Here is an 18,957-nt window from a genome sequence, read left to right as displayed (position 1 = left end):
AATGACTACATCATCTATAGAACAAAGTATGAACACTACATCTGATAAAGTTTTATTTGATGTAGACCGCTACGGAGTTGCAACAGTTACATTAAATAACCCAGATAAACACAACGCTTTTGACGATGAAATTATCGCTCAACTTACGCGTGTTTTTATGGAAATTGCCAGTCGCAATGAAATTAAACTTATGATCCTAGCTTCTACAGGAAAGAGTTTTAGTGCTGGTGCTGATTTAGCATGGATGAAACGCATGGCAAGTTATTCACTAGATGAAAATTTAACCGATGCCAACGCACTTGCTCATATGCTTAAAGCCTTAAACTTTTTACCACAGCCAACCATAGCAAAAATTCAAGGTGCCGCTTTTGGTGGTGCCGTGGGTTTAGCAGCGTGTTGCGATGTAGTTATTGCTAGTGACAAAGCAAGCTTTTGCTTAAGTGAAGTAAAACTAGGCTTAATCCCTGCAACAATCAGCCCTTATGTTATTAACGCCATAGGACAAAAAGCATGCCGTAGATACTTTATTACCGCTGAACGTTTTTTTGCTGATAAAGCACAACAACTAGGCTTAGTTAGCGAAGTTGTACCATTAAACGAATTAGATAATACAGTAGACTCTATGGTAACAACTATTTTAAACAACAGCCCGGAAGCTGTTAAGCAAGCTAAAAAGCTTGCGTTAGATATTGCTTATCAAGACATTAATGAAGCACTAATAAGCCTAACAAGTGAACGAATAGCAAGCATTAGAGTTTCATCGGAAGGTCAAGAAGGTTTAACTGCATTTTTTGAAAAGCGTCCAGCTAATTGGCTAATCTCAGAAAAAAATTCTGACTCAGTCACCGACCAGAAAGGATAACACCATGTTTACAAAAATTTTAATCGCCAACCGTGGTGAAATAGCCTGTCGTATTATAAAAACAGCGCGTAAACTCGGTATTTTAACGGTAGCTGTGTATTCAGATGCGGATGCTAATTCACTTCATGTAAATATGGCTGATGAAGCCATTTATCTCGGACCTTCTCCTTCAAGAGAAAGTTATTTATTAGGAGATAAAGTTATTGCTGCCGCAGTAAAAACTGGTGCACAAGCTATTCATCCTGGTTATGGATTTCTCTCTGAAAATGCCGATTTTTGCCGAAAGTGCGAACAAGAAAACATTATCTTTATAGGGCCTCCTGTTTCTGCGATTGAAGCGATGGGCTCAAAGTCTGCAGCAAAGAACATTATGGAAGCTGCAAATGTACCACTGGTTCCTGGTTATCATGGTGATGATCAATCAGAAGCAGTGATCAAAAAAGCTGCTGATGATATGGGGTATCCGGTATTACTCAAAGCAACTGCAGGCGGTGGCGGCAAAGGCATGCGTCAAGTGTGGAATGAAGCTGATTTTAGTGAAGGTTTTGCCGCAGCCAAGCGCGAAGCTAAGTCTTCATTTGGTGATGATACGATGCTTGTTGAAAAGTACTTAACGCAACCTCGCCATGTAGAGATTCAGGTGTTTTGTGATAATCACGATAATGCAGTGTATTTATTTGAACGTGATTGCTCTGTTCAACGTCGTCATCAAAAAGTAATTGAAGAAGCGCCAGCATTTGGTATGAGCGAGGCTTTACGCCAGCAAATGGGTGAGTCTGCAATTAAATCAGCCAAAGCTATTGGTTATCAAGGCGCTGGTACAGTAGAGTTCTTACTTGACAGCGACGGTTCATTTTACTTTATGGAGATGAATACTCGCTTACAAGTAGAGCACCCTGTAACAGAGTTGATAACAGGTCAAGATTTGGTTGAGTGGCAGTTACGTGTTGCTGCAAATGAAAAGCTTCCAAAAAGCCAAGAGCAATTAAGAATTCATGGCCATGCTTTTGAAGCACGTATTTATGCTGAAGACACTAACAATGACTTTTTACCTGCTACAGGAAAGCTTTCGTTTCTACAACCACCAACAGAAAGTCGTCATGTTAGGGTTGATACCGGTGTTAGACAAGGTGACGAAGTTAGCGTTTTCTACGATCCTATGATTGCCAAACTGATCGTCTGGGACGAAAATAGAGATAAGGCTTTACAACGATTAGCCAAAGCATTGTCTGAATATCGAATCAGTGGCGTAACTACAAACATTGATTTTCTATACAATTTGGCAACCTGCCCTGCTTTTATAAATGAAAATATTGACACCGGTTTTATTGAAACACATCACGATCAAATTTTTCATAGCGATGCGCAAAAACTAGCTGAAGAGCTACCAATGGCAGCACTTTACCTTGTACTTGCTGAAGCACAAAAAGCTAGCCAAGCTGCGGCTAAAACCACAGACCCATATTCCCCATGGAATATGACTAATGCTTGGCGCTTGAATGAAGCACATATTCATCATTTAACGCTATCACACCTTGATATTGAATACCCAGTAGTTGTAGAACAGAAAAGACAAGGCAGCGATATCTACTATCTGATAACAGTAGCAGAGAGAACTTATGACTGCCAAGGTAGAATAGACGGTAATACGTTATTGTTTAGTAATCATGGTCACAGAAGCTCTGCCACTATTGCCCAAGATCATCAACATATCAGCCTCTATCATCAGCATGGAGTATTTAATTTTATTCACGTTAAGCCTGATTGTGGTGACAACAGCGCACAAGAAGATCAAAACGGCTTAATTGCGCCAATGAACGGCACTATGGTCAGTGTGTTGGTAAAAACAGGTGATATCGTTACCAAAGATCAGCCTTTAATGATTATGGAAGCGATGAAAATGGAGCACACTATTAAAGCTCCAGCTAACGGCACCGTCGACACTCTCTTTTATGTGGAGGGCGACATGGTAGATGGTGGTAGTGAACTATTATCATTTACAGCAGAAATAGAGACTGAGAAATAATGGTGACAAAAATGCGATTACCAAAGCAAGTGAAAATTGTTGAAGTTGGCCCGCGTGATGGTTTACAAAATGAGAAAACGCTGATCAGCGCTGACGACAAACTAGCATTAATCGAACAACTAGCGAACGCTGGGGTAAATTATATTGAAAGTGGTAGCTTTGTTTCACCTAAATGGGTGCCTCAAATGGCCACATCAAGCGAAGTATTTGAAAAATTAAACCGTATTAACAACGTAACCTACGCGGCATTAACGCCAAATATGAAAGGGTTTGAAGCCGCAATGGCTGTTAATGCGTCTGAGGTGGCAATATTTGGCGCAGCATCTGAAAGCTTTAGCCAAAAAAACATTAATTGTTCAATTGATGAAAGTTTAGCAAGATTTGAACCTATAATGCTTGCTGCCAAAAAAGCAAACATTAACGTAAGAGGCTATGTTTCATGTGTTGTTGGCTGTCCTTACGAAGGTCATATTGAGCCTGAGAAAGTTGCAGATGTCGCTGAAAAGTTATTTAACATGGGGTGCTATGAAATATCGTTAGGCGACACAATTGGCGTTGGCACCGCAGCAAGTGTTAAAACAATGATAGACACTGTTAGCCAGCGTATACCTATTGAGAAACTTGCTGTACATTTTCATGATACTTATGGACAAGCGTTAACTAACATTTACACAGCATTACAATCTGGGATCATGGTAGTCGATAGTGCCATTGCCGGATTAGGCGGCTGTCCGTATGCTAAAGGAGCTTCAGGTAATGTGGCAACTGAAGATGTTCTCTACCTATTAAATGGTTTAGGCATAAAGACAGGTATTAATATAGAAAAACTTCTCGAAGCAGGTTGGTTTATCAGCGATAAACTTGATAAAAAACCCGTTTCAAAAGTATCTAATGCCTATCGAGCACAAATATTAAAATAATACCCAATAAATAACTTCTATTGGGTGTCCCTTTTTATTACTAAGGAGTAAACAATGGCCGGATTTGACAAAGTAGTGTCAAGCTATGAAGAAGCCATGGCAGGTCTTGAAGATAACATGACCATAATTGCAGGTGGTTTTGGTTTGTGTGGTATCCCTGAAAATTTAATTGCAGAAATCAAACGTAAAGGGTCGAAAGGTCTTACTGTCGTTTCTAATAACTGTGGTGTTGATGATTTTGGTTTAGGTGTGCTTCTACCAGATCGTCAAATCAGTAAAATAGTGGCATCTTATGTCGGTGAAAACGCCGAATTTGAACGCCAAATGATGAGCGGTGAGTTAGAAGTTGTTTTAACACCTCAAGGAACGCTTGCTGAAAAAATGCGTGCTGGCGGTGCAGGCATACCCGCATTTTTTACTGCAACAGGCTATGGTACTCCTGTAGCCGAAGGTAAAGAAGAACGTGAATTTAATGGCCGCCATTACATTCTTGAAGAAGCTATCAAAGGTGATTTTGCCATTGTTAAAGCTTGGAAAGCTGATAGGTACGGTAATTTAGTATTTAGAAAAACAGCTCGTAACTTCAACCCTCTTGCTGCAACTGCTGGAAAAATTACAGTAGTAGAAGTTGAGGAAATAGTTGAACCTGGCGAATTAGATCCTGATCATATCCATACTCCTGGAATCTATGTTGATCGTTTAATTCAAGGCACTTTTGAGAAACGAATTGAGCAGCGCACAATTCGCCAAAAGTAAATACCTAGAGTCTGTAAGGAGTTAATAATGGCTTTATCAAGAGAGCAATTGGCACAGCGTGTCGCACAAGAATTACAAGATGGTTACTACGTAAACTTAGGAATAGGCATTCCGACCTTAGTGGCAAATTACGTACCTAAAGGTATGGAAGTTATGTTGCAATCAGAAAACGGTTTATTAGGCATGGGACAATTTCCCACAGAAGAAGAAATAGACGCAGATCTCATTAATGCAGGTAAGCAAACTGTTACTATGGCAACAGGCGCTTCAATATTTGACTCTGCAGAGTCTTTTGCAATGATCCGTGGTGGACATGTTGACTTAACCGTATTAGGTGCTTTTGAAGTTGATGTTAATGGTAATATTGCCTCATATATGATCCCTGGCAAGTTAATTAAAGGCATGGGCGGCGCAATGGATTTAGTTGCCGGCGCAGATAATATTATCGTAACCATGACACATGCATCAAAACACGGTGAATCTAAACTATTAAAACACTGTACGTTACCTTTAACTGGTAAAGGGTGTATAAAACGAGTACTTACTGATCTTGCGTTCATTGAAATTAAAGGCGGTAAATTTCATTTACTTGAACGTGCTCCCGGTGTAACGGTTGAAGAAATCGTTAAACTTACTGCGGGTGAGCTTGTCATTCCTGAGAATGTACCCGAAATGCAGTTTTAAACTAGTGCGTGTTGATCTTTGCTGTACATTTTTGCAGCGATTTATTTGGTGTTTATACAAGGCTGAACTTATGTAGTGGGGTTGTTCCCCATAAATAAGTGAAAACGCCGTAGAAAAGCCAAAGAAGCGCTGTCCTACGGATACGTTTAAACATGATTTATTTTTTGTTCTAGCTCATTTATGTAGAATAACTACACTTTACTCGCTACGCCTCAATTAAATCATGTTTAATTCGTACAAAATTCGTACTCGAAAGTTCAACACGCCCTATAGACTTTGTAAGATATTCTTAATAAATAAGGGCTTTACTGCCCTTTTTTATTACCATTTGATTGCAGATATGTGTACATTTAGTCAAATTAAACACTTAGAGTTAACTTAATAACTATAAAAATCAATAAACTACAAAATAACAAGTCCTTCAAAGCAAATAATAGTAGCATTAAATTTGCAATTAGCTTAGCCATTCGCGATACTAAAGTAGACAAAGAAAAGGCAAAACACGCGAAAACGTGTTACGCAAAACCACCGGTCTAAGGGTTCGATAACCTATGACAGCGGAGTTACCGAGTTAATAGGTACATCCTGTGGTTTTTTCTTTTATTAACTCATGAATTAAAAGGTTATTAAAATGAAAAAATTATTACTAGTTTCTACTATCACTGCTTTAACATTAACGTCTGTTGTATCTGTACCTCAGGCACAAGCTGCTAACATCGCCCAAAGCGTATGTGAATATGTAGCTGCTGACGACAAGAGACGCATGCGTTCTTTTTTAAAGACGAATAAATTAAAAATTCGTAATATTTTTGATGGTATTCAGTGTAATGGGAAAAACTTGTTAGAATTTGCCGCATCAGCGGGTTCTATCGATACAGGCTCAATGATAATTAGCAAATTACCAAAGAGTGTTGTGTCTGATAACCTAGCGCTTATTCAGACTGGATCGCAACCATTGATAGACGCAGCTAACGAACGCGTTAGCAGCTAATTTTATTAGCTAGTGGACATTCGTAATAATGTTTTACAGTTAATAATTCTTCTGTCATTTAAAAAAGCCAGTTAATACTGGCTTTTTTTTCCACTTCAATTTTTTCTTAGCTAACAAACTCAGCTTTTGCAAACGCTAAAAGTTGTTCACCAAATAGGCTCTTTCGCCAATTACGTAAAAGATCTACCTGTTCAATATTAATTAACTCACCTGGCAAGTTAAAGTGCCAAGTCAAAAATTGATTTATTTGTTTTTTTGAGGCTAAGTTTTCAATTGCAATTTCATTCGCTTTTGCTATTTCTGCGATAAAATTCTTTACTTTTTTGTACGTTTGCTTATAACCAGGATATTCATCTAAACGGCTAAGTGGCTCTGGGTATTCATCTTCGCTCATTTTATTTGCAAAATTTAAAACGGCTAACATTGCTTTGCCTTTATGGCGCACATCTAAAAGCTCTACTCCTTCAATACTTCCCATAACCTCTATGCTTTTAGGATTGACTTTAGCAAGACCAAATAACGTATGATCCTTGGCAATAAAACCAATAGGCATATCTCTTTTTTGAGCTTGCTCAAACCGCCAAATAACGAGCTGCTTTAGCAAATTTAGCTGTTTAGCATTTAATCGCCAACTCATTTTTATATTGCGATAGAGTTGGCTAGCATCCGTTGGCGTATATTTTCGCTCGATCATCATCTGAGTTTCTTGCTTTACCGCTTCAAACCAAGGTGTTAATTGCAGCTGTGATTTAAGTGTAGGATAAAGTTGATATAAGTAATCGACATCAGCTTGTGCGTAAACAATTTGGCTATCAGACAATGGCCGTTTAAGCCAATCGGTTCTAGAATCTGATTTATCTAATGAAACACCTAAAAAGTGCTCTACCATGGCAGCGTAACCTATTGATAAACCATACCCTAAGAATGACATCATTATCTGGCTATCAATTAAGTTTTTCGGACGACAATTAGCATGAGTTAAGAAAACTTCTAAATCTTCGGAGCAAGCATGAACCACTTTTTCTATTGATTCATCTGCTATTAATGCCCAAAAAGGCGACAGGTCATCAACCGCCAATGGATCTATTAATGCAAGGTATTCTCCGTTACAAACTTGTAGTAACCCTAATTTTGGATAAAAAGTTCGAGTCCTGACAAATTCTGTATCAATCATTAAAGCGTCAGAACTTTTTAAATGATGACATAACTCCACTAAATCATTTTGTTCATTAATGTATTTCTTTTGCACTAAGTTTCCTACTGCGTTGTCATGCCAAATGCTAGCGGCTCAAAAAAGTCATCGTTTATCTGCACATACGGCATATTTCATTTTATAAGTAAGCACTTTATTGATACTTATGTTCTTTACCGAAACTTCGTTTAACTTCGGCGTCTGCGAGTAGATTGCTGATGTCTGGTTTGATGTTTTTTAACTGAACGACGAATGCGACGACTTTTGGCGTTATCCATTACTTTTTCATCAACTTTAACTTTGCTTTGTACTTCTGGTGGTAACCCCACCAATTGTCGATAATAATTAACTTCTTTTAATGAAAGCTCTGTCCAACCGCCAGAAGGTAATTGGCGTTTCATTTCCATATCGCCATAACGTACACGGATCAATCGACTTACTTGCACCTCTTGGCTTTCCCATAAGCGACGTACCTCTCGATTTCGTCCTTCCGACAGCACTACATGAAACCAATGATTACGGCCTTCACCACCACGGTAAGTTATTTTTTGAAAGCGCGCTGGGCCATCTTCCAATTTTACGCCTGCTCTTAAGCGTTGTAGCATGGCCTCGTTAACTTCACCAAACACTCTCACCGCATATTCACGCTCAACTTTTCGTGAAGGATGCATTAAACGATTAGCAAGTTCACCATCGGTAGTAAAAAGCAACATACCTGAAGTATTAATATCTAAACGACCAACAGCGATCCAACGACTTGAATCAAGTTTTGGTAGACGGTCAAATACTGTCGGCCGACCCTCAGGGTCTTTACGCGTACACATTTCACCCTCTGGCTTGTTGTACATTAGCACCCGACAAATTTCATCGTCTTTGGCTTGTAAGCTAACAGAATGGCCATCGATTTTAATTTGTTCGCTACCTTCTACACGATCACCTAAGTAAGCAACTTTACCATTAACACTTACACGGCCTGCGCTAATTATCGTTTCCATTTCGCGGCGCGAACCTTTGCCCGCACGGGCTAATACTTTTTGCAATTTTTCAGACATGAATTATAACTCTCTTACGTCAGTAACATCATAGCTTAAGCTATTATACCAATTGGACTATTTATTTATTCCGCTTAGTGCTTGTTTCTGTCTCTCTTATTTGAGTATTATCTTCTTTAACGATATCTGTTCCTTTTATTTTAATATCGTTTATTGAAGATTCTGATAATGGCATTAGTTCTGGTAACTGTGCCAATGATTTTAACGAAAAATAATCTAAAAATTCTTTTGTCGTTGCTAATAGTGCTGGGCGCCCCGGCACTTCTTTATGACCGACTTCCTTTATCCAATCACGTTCAAATAATGTTTTAATAATATGACTACTTACTGAAACACCTCTAACATCTTCTATTTCACCTCGTGTAATAGGCTGGCGATAGGCAATTAATGCTAAGGTTTCCAAAACTGCTCGCGAATACTTGGGCGCTTTTTCTTGAAATAAAATTGCAATTTCACTAGCGATCGCTTCGACTACTTGAAAACGGTATCCAGAGGCAACCTCTACCAAATGGATAGCCCTAGTTTGGTAAGCACTTTCAATTTCTCCAATTGCATCAATAACTTGTTGGTGATTAACATTATAATCAACCAGTAATTGTTGTTTGATTTTGATTAAAGACAAAGGAGAGCTCGAAGCAAAAATAGCTCCCTCAATCAATTGTATTAACTTATGCCTACTTAAACTTGTCATTAGTTTACCATTATTATGCGTGTTTTCCGCCAAAATTATTATTTAGCTCGCACATTAATTCTTCCATAATTATCCGCTTGAATACATTCAATTAAATCATCTTTGATGAGCTCTAATAATGCTAAGAAAGTTACAACAACACCGTTGCGTCCTTCTAAAACGTTAAATAATTGTTCAAATGCTACAAAGTTATCTTCTTGTTGGTTAGTAAGCATTGCTAAAATATCACTCATACGCTCTCTTGTTGATAGCGACTCCTTCGCTATATGATGATGCTCATAAGCTTTCGTCCGTTCTAATACGGCATTTAACGCACTAACTAATTCAGCTAGTTCTACGTCGCTGTCGTTGTCACGCATTGGTAAGTTATCAGGTAACCTAGTATTAACGCTTAATAAGTCCCGCTCCATTCTAGGTAAAAGATCTATACTGTCAGCGGCTTTTTTAATTATTTCATATTCTTGTAAACGTCTAATCAACTCAGCACGAGGATCAACTTCTTCATCTTCAACTTGTAACTTGGGTAATAATAAACGTGATTTAATTTCTGCTAAAATTGCCGCCATCACTAAATACTCAGCCGCAAGCTCTATCTTTATGTTTTTCATTAGTTCAACATAATGCATATATTGCGTGGTTATAGGAGCAATAGGAAGATCGAGAATATCAAACTTTTGTTTTTTAATAAGATAAAGTAATAAATCTAGCGGTCCTTCAAACGTTTCTAAAATAACCTCCAGTGCGTCAGGAGGAATAAATAAGTCTTGAGGTTTATTTATGAAAGCTTCACCTCGAATAAAAGCCAATGGCAACTGTTGTTGTTGCATTTCCCCCAACTGATGTTGATTCACGTTATTCTTACCTGTCTTATTAGTTAGTTAGAGGTTTATAAGCTCGATAAATATTAAGTTTTTATATTCAATAACAACAGTATGTCACAATGACATGTATATCAATGCACAGCAGTTAAATATCACGCCCTTAAAACCCGTTTACCAATCCCCATTTCGACACCCCCTCTTATTACAATATTTAAATTTTCCTGTTGTCTTTTCATTAATTACAACCCAATCAGCCTTTATTTCCATATCTTTTTTGGTGTATATAACATCCGCGGAGCAATCAGAGTATTCAGTGAAAGTTGTACTTGAAGTTTTTGAAACGCCAATACTTTCTGAGTGAAAATACTCAGTGCCATCCTCACTTCTAGACCAAGTGTAATCAGACTTTGAACCATCTTTATCAAAAATAGTCATGGAACCATTCCAGTAGTTGGGTAATTCAGTAGAAACAATCATTTTTTTTATTTTAGCCGTTGCTCCTGCATCGACAATTGATTGTGTCATGGTATATTGGATTGCACTATTCCATGTGGTTTCCAAGACGATTTTTCCCCCATCAGAACTACCCATTTCATAGTTACATTTATTTTTAATTGCTATATCTGTACTGCAATAACCTAATAATATAGGCATAAAAGTAGTTTGAAGTCCGATAGCCGTTATTCCTGAAGATGCATACGCATAAATTAACTTATCTTCAGTAGGCACACTATCCATCTTTTCTTTAAAACCGTCAAAATAAGCACTAAATGAGTCCATTTGAACAAAAATATCAGCTCTTTCTTTTCCTGTATGTAACCGTCTTTTTTTACTTCTTTCACTTTCAACCACACAAGATTTACTAATTTTATTAGCTTATTGATTACCCTTGTTGATATTTTTAGTTTCAGTTGAATTAGCATGAATATTAAATGTTATTAAGAGTAAACTGCAGGCTAGTTTTGTTTTTAACCACATTATTTCCATTTGATTATTTCCTTTAAATTTCTTTTTCATTATTTATACCAGTTTCATTAATTAAGTGCTCTCTGAGCCAGAATTTAAGGGCATAGAAACAAAGCTTTGGTTGTATGAGGGGGATTTTCGGTAACTGCTCCTACGTTACATTAATTTCCTACTTCCATGCAGAGAACAAAAACAAATCATGTTTAACCGTATCCGAAAAAAAGTGTCTAGTCTGGTACTTCTATGACATTTTAATTATTTATGGGGAGCAAGCACATAACATAAGCTTAACTTTGTATAAACGCCAAACAAGTCGCTGTAAAATCTAAAAACAGGGTTAACCCACCGAAAGTTTTTTTAGTCAAATGGCGTTGGATCTCCTTGCCCAACTCTAACAATCTCACCACTACCTTCAGAGAAGTCAATTACAGTAGTGGGTTTTTCACCAAGATAACCACCATCAATAATTAAGTCCACTTGATGCTCTAAAAGATCACGAATATGCTCAGGATCAAATTCAGCTCTTTCTTCGCCAGGCATAATTAATGTCGTAGACATAATGGGTTTTCCTAATGCTGCTAGTAGTGCTTGAGCGATAGGGTTTTCGGGAATACGTATGCCAATCGTTTTCTTTTTAGGGTTAAGCAACCGCTTAGGTACTTCTTTCGTACCTTTAAAAATGAAGGTATATGCCCCTGGGGTGTTATTTTTTATCAACCTAAATATTGTATTATCTACACGCGCATATTCTGATAGCTCTGATAAATCTTTGCACACTAAAGTAAAATTGTGTGTTTTGCTGATATCCCTAATACTACAAATACGCTCTAACGCTTTTTTATCGCCAATATGGCAACCTAGTGCATAGCCTGATTCTGTTGGATACACAATAACACCACCCTGATCAATCATCTCTGCAGCTTGTTTCATTAGCCGACCTTGTGGGTTTTCAGGATGAACATAAAAATATTGGCTCATAATAAGGGTCCTCTTCTTCTGGCATTTAAATTATAGCAACTGAAATTTAGCGTGCTACCATTGCAGCCAAATAGGTTTACAGTTTTCGGGTAAGGTTAGGTTTTTTCCTAGATCAGCCCACTTGCTTGGATAATGAAAGTCTGATCCTAATGAAGCATATAAATCATATTCTAAACAATAATTTAGCATGTTTTTTCGTTGTTCTTTATTCATTTGTGGTAAAACAATTTCTAAGCCATCACCGTTAGCAGCTTTAAATTGTTCGATTAATCGCCTCAACCACTTTGCTGTCATATCATACCGTATAGGGTGCGCCATCACTGCACTACCACCAGCTTTATGAATAACGTCAATAGCCGTTTCAATTGAACACCAAGTTGGTTTTACGAATGCGCGCTTACCTTTACCAATATATTTATCAAAAGCACCCTGCATGGTAGACACATGGCCTTGTTGAAATAAAACTTTAGCAAAATGTGCGCGTGTAATTGAACCCTCTTGTGCTAAAAGTTTCGCTTGTTCATAGATATTAGGCAGGCCACACTTAACGAGTTTGTCGCCCATACTTGCTGCACGCTGCTCTCTTGCAATCTGCTGCTGCCCAATTAAGGCGTTAAGCTCAGCGTTTTTAACATCAATATTTAATCCTACAATGTGTATCTCAAAATTATGCCATGAAGTAGAAATTTCTATACCATCGATCAAAGTTATAGGAAGATTTTTATCTATTATATGCTTTTTCGCAATATCGAGTCCGGCTAGCGTATCGTGGTCTGTTATCGCAAGTGCATCTAATTGAAAGTTAACGGCCCTATCTAACAACTCTTGAGGTGTTAACCCACCATCTGAGCATTTCGTGTGACTGTGTAGGTCGACACGGCGGTTTGAGAAGTCTAATAAATTTTCGGTTGACATCAGCGACATAATCAGTTCTTCTATAGGGGATTTTTAGCAAAACTTATTTTACTCAGGTAATAATGATAATGATACAAGTAAAACAAACTATTTCTTTGATTTGGTGGTGGCATAACTCTACATAAGTGGGTTGTGATAGTTTGCTATATTTCAGTAAAAATTTTCCGAAAACCCGCTTATTTTGAGCGGGTTTTTTCATTTTTAGCATTTAAAAAATACAATATTTAACAAATTATTAGGATTTAAACATGTTAACAACCAGAGTTAAAAGTTGGTTTATATGGTGGCTTCAGCCTATTTACGCCGGTTGACCAAGCCTTAGACCACTTCGTATAAAACACCATAACCTTTTGATACGAAGTGGTATTAATAACTAGATTAGGATTTAGAAAATGATCATCATATTAAAACCTCAAGCATCAGAAAGTGATGCGCAAGAAATTTTAGACAAAATTGCCAGTTTAGGTCTTAAACCACTATATATGCCAGGCATTGAGCGTACCGTTTTAGGCGCATTGGGCGATGAACGTGTACTTAGCCAACTTCATCTTGACGCCTATCCTATGGTAGATGAAATAAAACCCGTATTAAGCCCCTACAAATTAGTAAGCCGTGAGCTACAAGCTCATGATTCAGTGGTTTCTATTGGCGGTGTAAAGGTGGGGGGTGGTAACTTTACCGTAATTGCTGGTCCATGTTCAGTTGAAAACCAAGATCAACTCTTTGGCGTAGCTCAAATGCTAACACAGCACAAAATTCCCTTATTACGTGGAGGTGCATTCAAGCCTCGCACTAGCCCTTATAGCTTCCAAGGTTTAGGTGTAGAAGGCCTTAAATTACTTAAAGCAGCTAAAGCCAAATATAACATGCCCGTTGTTTCAGAAATAATTGATCCTAGTGATGCACAATTAATGTACGACTACGTTGATTGTTACCAGGTAGGCGCGCGTAACATGCAAAATTTCCGTTTACTTGAAGCCCTTGGTAAGCAAGATAAGCCGGTATTGTTAAAACGCGGCATGAGCGCAACGATTGAAGAATTATTATTGGCGGCTGAATACATTATTAATGCAGGCAATTCAAACGTTATCTTATGTGAGCGTGGTATCCGCACCTTCGAAACAGCCACACGAAACACATTAGATTTAAGTTCAGTCGCCTATCTAAAAGAAAAATCTCACTTACCCGTTTTGGTAGACCCATCGCATGGTACTGGCGTAAAGTTTTTAATTAATCCATTGTCAAGAGCCGCTGTTGCAGTCGGTGCTGATGGTATTATTGTCGAGGCTCATTTAAATCCCAAAGAAGCGCTATCAGATGGTCACCAAGCGTTAACAGCTGAAGACTTTGCCACCTTAATGGCAGACATCAAGCCATTTATTACTGCGGCAGGTAAATCATTATGAAAGCGATATATAACCCAAACGACAATTTAGCAATTGGTCGCGTTGATACGCTTTCTGGCAAAGCAAAATACCAAGCCGATCCACTGACTTTATTCAAAAAACTCTGTGGTAACAACACCAACAATCTTTTATTAGAGTCGGCAGAAATTGACAAAAAACACCAATTAAAAAGTTTATTACTAGTTGATGCGGCTGTAAAAATTGTTTGTAATGGCAATGTTGTCAGCTTCAAACCATTAACCTTAAATGGTGAAGCAGCTGTTGAATTTGCGGCTAAACACATATCTGAACATGCACTAATAAGTTTTAAAGATAAAACCCTTGTTGCGGTTTTCCCTGAGGTTGACCAGGCACTTGACGAAAAGTCACGATTAATAGCAATAAATCCTTTTGAAAGTTTACGTGTATTTAACCAATTAAAAAATGAAAACAACCATCCTTTTGCTGTTTTTTTAGGAGGAGCATTTGCGTTTGATATGATCACTATGAGTGAGCAGCTGCCCAACGTTAAAGATGGTGAAAATAGCTGCCCCGATTATGTTTATTATTTGGCAGAAACATTAGTAGTTATTGACCACGAAAATCGTTCATCTGAAATTATTGCCAATGTTTTTTCGGGCAAGAATCAACGTAAATGTCATTTCGAAATAGCGCGTCGACTTTCTGCTATTAAAACATTAGTTGAAAGTGATATTGCCCCTCCAAAAACACGTGAAGTTATGCTTAATCATCCCATAGAGGTAATCACGGATATTAGCGATGAAAATTTTTGTAATACGGTTAATCAATTAAAAGCGCATATAAAAGCAGGTGATATTTTTCAAGTAGTACCTTCAAGAACATTTAGTTTGCCGTGTAAAGATACTTTTAACGCATATTTATCATTACGAGAAAGTAACCCAAGCCCTTACATGTTTTACCTACAAGATGATGATTTCTGTATGTTTGGTGCTTCGCCTGAGTCAGCCATTAAATATCAACAACATAATAGACAAGTTGAAATTTATCCTATTGCAGGCACAAGAGCCCGGGGCTATAAAGCAAATGGTGAATTTTCATTAGATTTAGATTGCCGGATTGAATTAGAACTTAGACAAGATAAAAAAGAACTTGCTGAGCACATAATGCTTGTAGATTTAGCTCGCAACGACGTTGCTAGAGTGTGCAAACCCGGGAGTCGACATGTCGCAGATTTACTTAAAGTAGACCGCTACTCTCACGTAATGCACTTAGTATCGCGTGTGTGTGGCACTTTGTCTGACGATTTAGACGCTTTGCATGCCTATCAAGCTTGCATGAATATGGGGACGTTATCAGGTGCACCTAAAGTAAGAGCAACTGAGTTAATCCGACAATTCGAGGGCAAGCGACGTGGCAGTTATGGCGGTGCAGTAGGTTATATTACTGGTGAAGGTGATATGGATACCTGTATTGTTATTCGTTCAGCTTTTGTGAAAAATGCTGTGGCTCATATTCAAGCAGGTGCTGGTGTTGTCTATGACTCTAACCCACAAGCAGAAGCTGATGAAACAAGGCAAAAGGCACAAGCTGTAATCAACGCTGTTATTAAAGCTGCAACAATGGAAAATACAACAAGTCAGCATTCGTCACAGGAGGTGAGCTAATGTCAATAAACCAACACAATACCACAACGATTAAAAAGCCGGTTAGAGCAAAAATTTTCATGCTGGATAATTTAGATTCATTTACTTATAACCTCGTTGATGAATTTCAATGTTTAGGCTTTGAGCCAATAATTTATCGCAACACATTAAGTGCAGAGTTTATTGTAAAGCAAATAGAGCAATGCCCAGATCCTGTAATTATTGTACTCTCGCCTGGTCCAGGTGAACCAAGTAAAGCTGGCTGCCTGATGGAACTGATTGCTAAAACTGCTGGCAAATACCCTATTTTAGGTATTTGTTTAGGGCATCAAGCATTAATAGCGCACTACGGTGGTACTATTGGGTCTGCCCCTGAAATAGTACATGGAAAAGCCTCAAGTATTACTCATACGGGTGAAACTGTTTTTAAGAATATTATCAACCCATTACCGGTTGCTCGTTATCACTCATTAGTCGCCACCGACATGCCAAAGTGTTTAACACTTATTGCACATTTTGAAACAGAACAAAATAAATTATTACCAATGGCGATTGCTCATGAACAAGATAACGCGTTAGGGTTTCAATTTCATCCTGAATCTATATTAACCACTTACGGTAGTACTTTATTAGCTCAAAGTATTGAGCAGTTAATCCTTAATAATTTATCAGGAGCATGTCATGCCTAATGTGCTGCAGTTACTTGTTGAAGGGCACTCTCTAAGCCAACAACAAGCTCAAGAATTTTTTAGTAGTGTATTCGCTGGAAAGGTAGACTCGGCTTTACTTGCTTCTGTACTTACTGCTTTAAAAATGAAAGGGGAAACCCCCGAAGAAATCTCTGGCGCTGCCATAGCCGTTCGCAGTTACGCTGCAGACTTTCCTGCGCAGCCTACAGGTGTTGCTGACTGTGTTGGTACAGGTGGAGACGGCGCTAATACAATTAACATATCAACTACTGCCGCTATTCTTGGGGCAGCATGCGGCTTAAAAATGGCAAAGCATGGTAACAGAAGTGTATCTAGCATGTCTGGCTCCGCTGATTTACTCGAAGCGCTTGGCGTTAACTTAGTGATGGCGCCTGAAGTTGCGAGTGAATGTATCGCAAAATCTAATTTGTGCTTTTTGTATGCCCCTGCCTATCATCCTGGCTTTAAACATGCTGCCCCTGTTCGTGCTGCAATGGGGATAAGAACGCTGTTCAATATATTAGGGCCCTTAGTTAATCCTGCATGTCCACAGGTGATGTTGTTAGGTGTTTATACACCAACCTTAATTCCAACAATGGCAAAAAGCCTAGTATTAACTGGTGTTAAACGTGGTTGGGTTGTGCATGGAAGTGGTTTAGATGAAATTGCATTACATGGTGCAACACAAGTAACAGAAATACGTAATGGTGAACTCATTGAGAAAATAATAACGCCAACTGATTTTGGTTTATCAAACGATCTATACACTCTTGATGATATCAAAGGAGGCACACCTCAAGAGAACGCAGATATTATCAAAGCAGTTTTATCTGGTAATGGCCAGCCTGCTCATAATGCAGCAGTTATTGTTAATTGTGCAGCCTTATTATATTTACATGGCAAAGCGGATAATTTGCAACAAGCAGCTGAAATAGCTTCTCAAGTATTAGCTTCAGGTAAAGGTTTAACAACACTTGAATTAATGGCATCTATCTCAAATGGAGAGCAACAATAATGGCAAATGTATTAGAGAAAATAGTTGCTAACAAACGAATTGAAATTGAGCAATTGAAAAAACAAAAGCCATTATCAAGCTTTGTTAATGAATTAACACCTTCAACAAAAGATATGTATGCTGCGCTAGATCGTAAGCAAAATAATGGACAAGCGGGGTTTATTTTAGAATGTAAGAAAGCTTCGCCTTCTAAAGGCCTTATTCGTCCTGACTTTAACGTAAAAGCTATTTGTCAGATATATGACAAGTACGCAGCGGCTATTTCGGTGCTTACAGATGAAAAATACTTTCAAGGTAAATATGAGTATTTAAAAATAGTAACAGATACCGTTTCTTGCCCTGTACTTAATAAAGATTTTTTTATCGACAGTTATCAAGTGTACCTTGCTCGCTTTTACGGTGCTGATGCAATATTGCTAATGCTTAGTGTTTTATCCGATACAGAGTATCAAGCGCTAGCTAAAGTAGCACACCAGCTTAACTTAGCTATTTTAACAGAGGTGTCGAATGCAGAGGAGCGTGATCGCGCGATAGCACTTGGGGCTAAGTTAATTGGCATAAACAATCGTAATTTACGTGATTTATCAACCAATATAGGTACAACCTTTGACTTTGCGCCCAGCTTTCCAGATGAATGCATCGTCATTTCAGAATCTGGCATATATACTAACGACCAAGTGAGAGAGCTTGCTCCCGCAGTTGACGGTTTTTTAGTAGGTAGTTCGGTAATGGCTCAAGATGACATTGACCTTGCATGTCGCACCCTCATTTATGGAAACAACAAGGTGTGTGGATTAACTTCACCAGATTATGCTGCTATGGCAAAAGACAGTGGCGCACAATATGGCGGCTTAATCTTTGCTAATAAATCACCCCGCTGGGTTTCAAACGAAATTGCCCAAAAAATTGTTACTGCTACTCCAAGCCTACGTTATGTTGGTGTGTTCCTTGATCACCCTATTGATTTTGTCGCTCAAACAGCTAAAGAATTAAGCTTACATGCAGTTCAACTCCATGGTAATGAAAGTGAAGCTTATATAAGATCGTTACAAGAAAACCTTCCTAAAAACTGTCAAGTTTGGAAGGCGCTCGCTGTAGATTCGTCTGTCCCTCCCTTAAATATAAACGCACACCACTTTGTGTTAGATGGAAAAAGTGCGGGTAGTGGACAAAGCTTTAACTGGCAAGTGTTATCGGAAACTGAACAAGATTTATCACACTGCTTTTTAGCTGGTGGCCTTAACATTAACAATATTGCAAACGCAACACAGTTGTTAACCACTCAAGAGTTATATGGTTTAGATCTCAACTCAGGTGTTGAATCTAGCCCTGGAATTAAAAGTCGTGAGAAGCTTAAAGCTGTGTTCACGCAAATACGGAATTATTAAT

Annotated in this window: 18 protein-coding genes, 1 riboswitch and 1 other annotated feature; of the genes, 11 read left to right on the top strand and 7 right to left on the bottom strand. The window is 38.3% G+C overall.

All coding sequences use genetic code 11. The annotated features are described in order from the left end of the window. Nucleotide 1: 1 nt before the first annotated feature. The 6 genes from QUD79_RS07010 to QUD79_RS06985 all read left to right on the top strand — a co-directional run bounded on the left by QUD79_RS07010 (nt 2) and on the right by QUD79_RS06985 (nt 6,239). Nucleotides 2-862 (top strand): enoyl-CoA hydratase/isomerase family protein, encoded by an 861-nt coding sequence (locus QUD79_RS07010; protein WP_246454987.1) that lies wholly within the window; start codon nt 2-4, stop codon nt 860-862. Nucleotides 863-866: 4 nt separating this feature from the next. Continuing rightward, nucleotides 867-2,888, top strand: coding sequence for an acetyl/propionyl/methylcrotonyl-CoA carboxylase subunit alpha (locus QUD79_RS07005; protein ID WP_184424781.1), 2,022 nt, complete (start codon nt 867-869; stop codon nt 2,886-2,888). Between the two features lie 11 nt (nt 2,889-2,899). Next, on the top strand, nt 2,900-3,808 hold the full coding sequence (locus tag QUD79_RS07000) for a hydroxymethylglutaryl-CoA lyase (protein WP_184424780.1): 909 nt from the start codon (nt 2,900-2,902) through the stop codon (nt 3,806-3,808). Between the two features lie 54 nt (nt 3,809-3,862). Beyond that, a complete protein-coding gene (locus tag QUD79_RS06995; RefSeq protein ID WP_184424779.1) occupies nt 3,863-4,564 on the top strand; it encodes a CoA transferase subunit A in 702 nt (233 codons plus the stop codon). Nucleotides 4,565-4,591: 27 nt separating this feature from the next. Then, nucleotides 4,592-5,248: a 3-oxoacid CoA-transferase subunit B gene (locus QUD79_RS06990; RefSeq protein ID WP_184424778.1), complete on the top strand. Its 657-nt coding sequence runs from the start codon at nt 4,592-4,594 to the stop codon at nt 5,246-5,248. A gap of 484 nt (nt 5,249-5,732) precedes the next feature. Then, nucleotides 5,733-5,819: riboswitch (cyclic di-GMP riboswitch) on the top strand. Between the two features lie 60 nt (nt 5,820-5,879). Then, entirely contained in the window at nt 5,880-6,239 is a 360-nt protein-coding gene (locus tag QUD79_RS06985) for a DUF3718 domain-containing protein (protein WP_221435209.1), read from the top strand. A gap of 106 nt (nt 6,240-6,345) precedes the next feature. Here QUD79_RS06985 and rnd read toward each other — a convergent pair whose 3' ends face one another. The 7 genes from rnd to rnm form a co-directional block, all read right to left on the bottom strand. After that, nucleotides 6,346-7,488 carry a ribonuclease D gene (rnd, locus tag QUD79_RS06980; protein WP_184424777.1) on the bottom strand — a complete coding sequence of 381 codons (1,143 nt, stop codon included), beginning with the start codon at nt 7,486-7,488 and terminating at the stop codon, nt 6,346-6,348. A gap of 131 nt (nt 7,489-7,619) precedes the next feature. Beyond that, nucleotides 7,620-8,483: a 23S rRNA pseudouridine(2605) synthase RluB gene (gene rluB / locus QUD79_RS06975; protein WP_184424776.1), complete on the bottom strand. Its 864-nt coding sequence runs from the start codon at nt 8,481-8,483 to the stop codon at nt 7,620-7,622. A gap of 61 nt (nt 8,484-8,544) precedes the next feature. Beyond that, the gene (gene scpB, locus QUD79_RS06970; protein WP_184424775.1) at nt 8,545-9,174 is read right to left on the bottom strand and encodes an SMC-Scp complex subunit ScpB; all 630 of its coding nucleotides are present in this window, start codon (nt 9,172-9,174) and stop codon (nt 8,545-8,547) included. A gap of 38 nt (nt 9,175-9,212) precedes the next feature. Further along, nucleotides 9,213-10,001, bottom strand: coding sequence for a segregation and condensation protein A (locus QUD79_RS06965; RefSeq protein ID WP_184424804.1), 789 nt, complete (start codon nt 9,999-10,001; stop codon nt 9,213-9,215). A gap of 165 nt (nt 10,002-10,166) precedes the next feature. Beyond that, nucleotides 10,167-10,847, bottom strand: coding sequence for a hypothetical protein (locus tag QUD79_RS06960; protein WP_184424774.1), 681 nt, complete (start codon nt 10,845-10,847; stop codon nt 10,167-10,169). Between the two features lie 471 nt (nt 10,848-11,318). Continuing rightward, nucleotides 11,319-11,939, bottom strand: coding sequence for an L-threonylcarbamoyladenylate synthase (locus QUD79_RS06955; protein ID WP_184424773.1), 621 nt, complete (start codon nt 11,937-11,939; stop codon nt 11,319-11,321). 54 nt (nt 11,940-11,993) lie between these two features. Further along, on the bottom strand, nt 11,994-12,863 hold the full coding sequence (rnm, locus tag QUD79_RS06950; RefSeq protein ID WP_246454986.1) for an RNase RNM: 870 nt from the start codon (nt 12,861-12,863) through the stop codon (nt 11,994-11,996). A gap of 89 nt (nt 12,864-12,952) precedes the next feature. Continuing rightward, nucleotides 12,953-13,053: a sequence feature (Trp leader region), on the top strand. Nucleotides 13,054-13,246: 193 nt separating this feature from the next. Between rnm and aroF the strand changes: the two genes are divergently transcribed. Genes aroF through trpCF form a run of 5 tightly spaced genes read left to right on the top strand, consistent with a single transcriptional unit; the run spans nt 13,247 to nt 18,956 of the window. After that, on the top strand, nt 13,247-14,260 hold the full coding sequence (aroF, locus tag QUD79_RS06945; protein ID WP_184424772.1) for a 3-deoxy-7-phosphoheptulonate synthase: 1,014 nt from the start codon (nt 13,247-13,249) through the stop codon (nt 14,258-14,260). After that, a complete protein-coding gene (locus QUD79_RS06940) occupies nt 14,257-15,885 on the top strand; it encodes an anthranilate synthase component 1 (protein WP_184424771.1) in 1,629 nt (542 codons plus the stop codon). Before aroF ends, QUD79_RS06940 begins: the two co-directional genes overlap by 4 nt. Then, on the top strand, nt 15,885-16,553 hold the full coding sequence (locus tag QUD79_RS06935; protein ID WP_184424770.1) for an aminodeoxychorismate/anthranilate synthase component II: 669 nt from the start codon (nt 15,885-15,887) through the stop codon (nt 16,551-16,553). The genes QUD79_RS06940 and QUD79_RS06935 overlap by 1 nt, the downstream gene beginning before the upstream one ends. Beyond that, nucleotides 16,546-17,568: an anthranilate phosphoribosyltransferase gene (gene trpD / locus QUD79_RS06930; RefSeq protein WP_184424769.1), complete on the top strand. Its 1,023-nt coding sequence runs from the start codon at nt 16,546-16,548 to the stop codon at nt 17,566-17,568. The genes QUD79_RS06935 and trpD overlap by 8 nt, the downstream gene beginning before the upstream one ends. Next, nucleotides 17,568-18,956, top strand: a complete 1,389-nt coding sequence (gene trpCF / locus QUD79_RS06925) for a bifunctional indole-3-glycerol-phosphate synthase TrpC/phosphoribosylanthranilate isomerase TrpF (RefSeq protein ID WP_184424768.1) — start codon at nt 17,568-17,570, stop codon at nt 18,954-18,956. Before trpD ends, trpCF begins: the two co-directional genes overlap by 1 nt. Nucleotide 18,957 lies beyond the last annotated feature (1 nt).

This window comes from Thalassotalea piscium (genome assembly GCF_030295935.1).
Lineage (GTDB): Bacteria > Pseudomonadota > Gammaproteobacteria > Enterobacterales > Alteromonadaceae > Thalassotalea_B > Thalassotalea_B piscium.
Note: the sequence above shows the minus strand (reverse complement) of the source record. Positions and strands in the feature narration are given on the sequence as shown.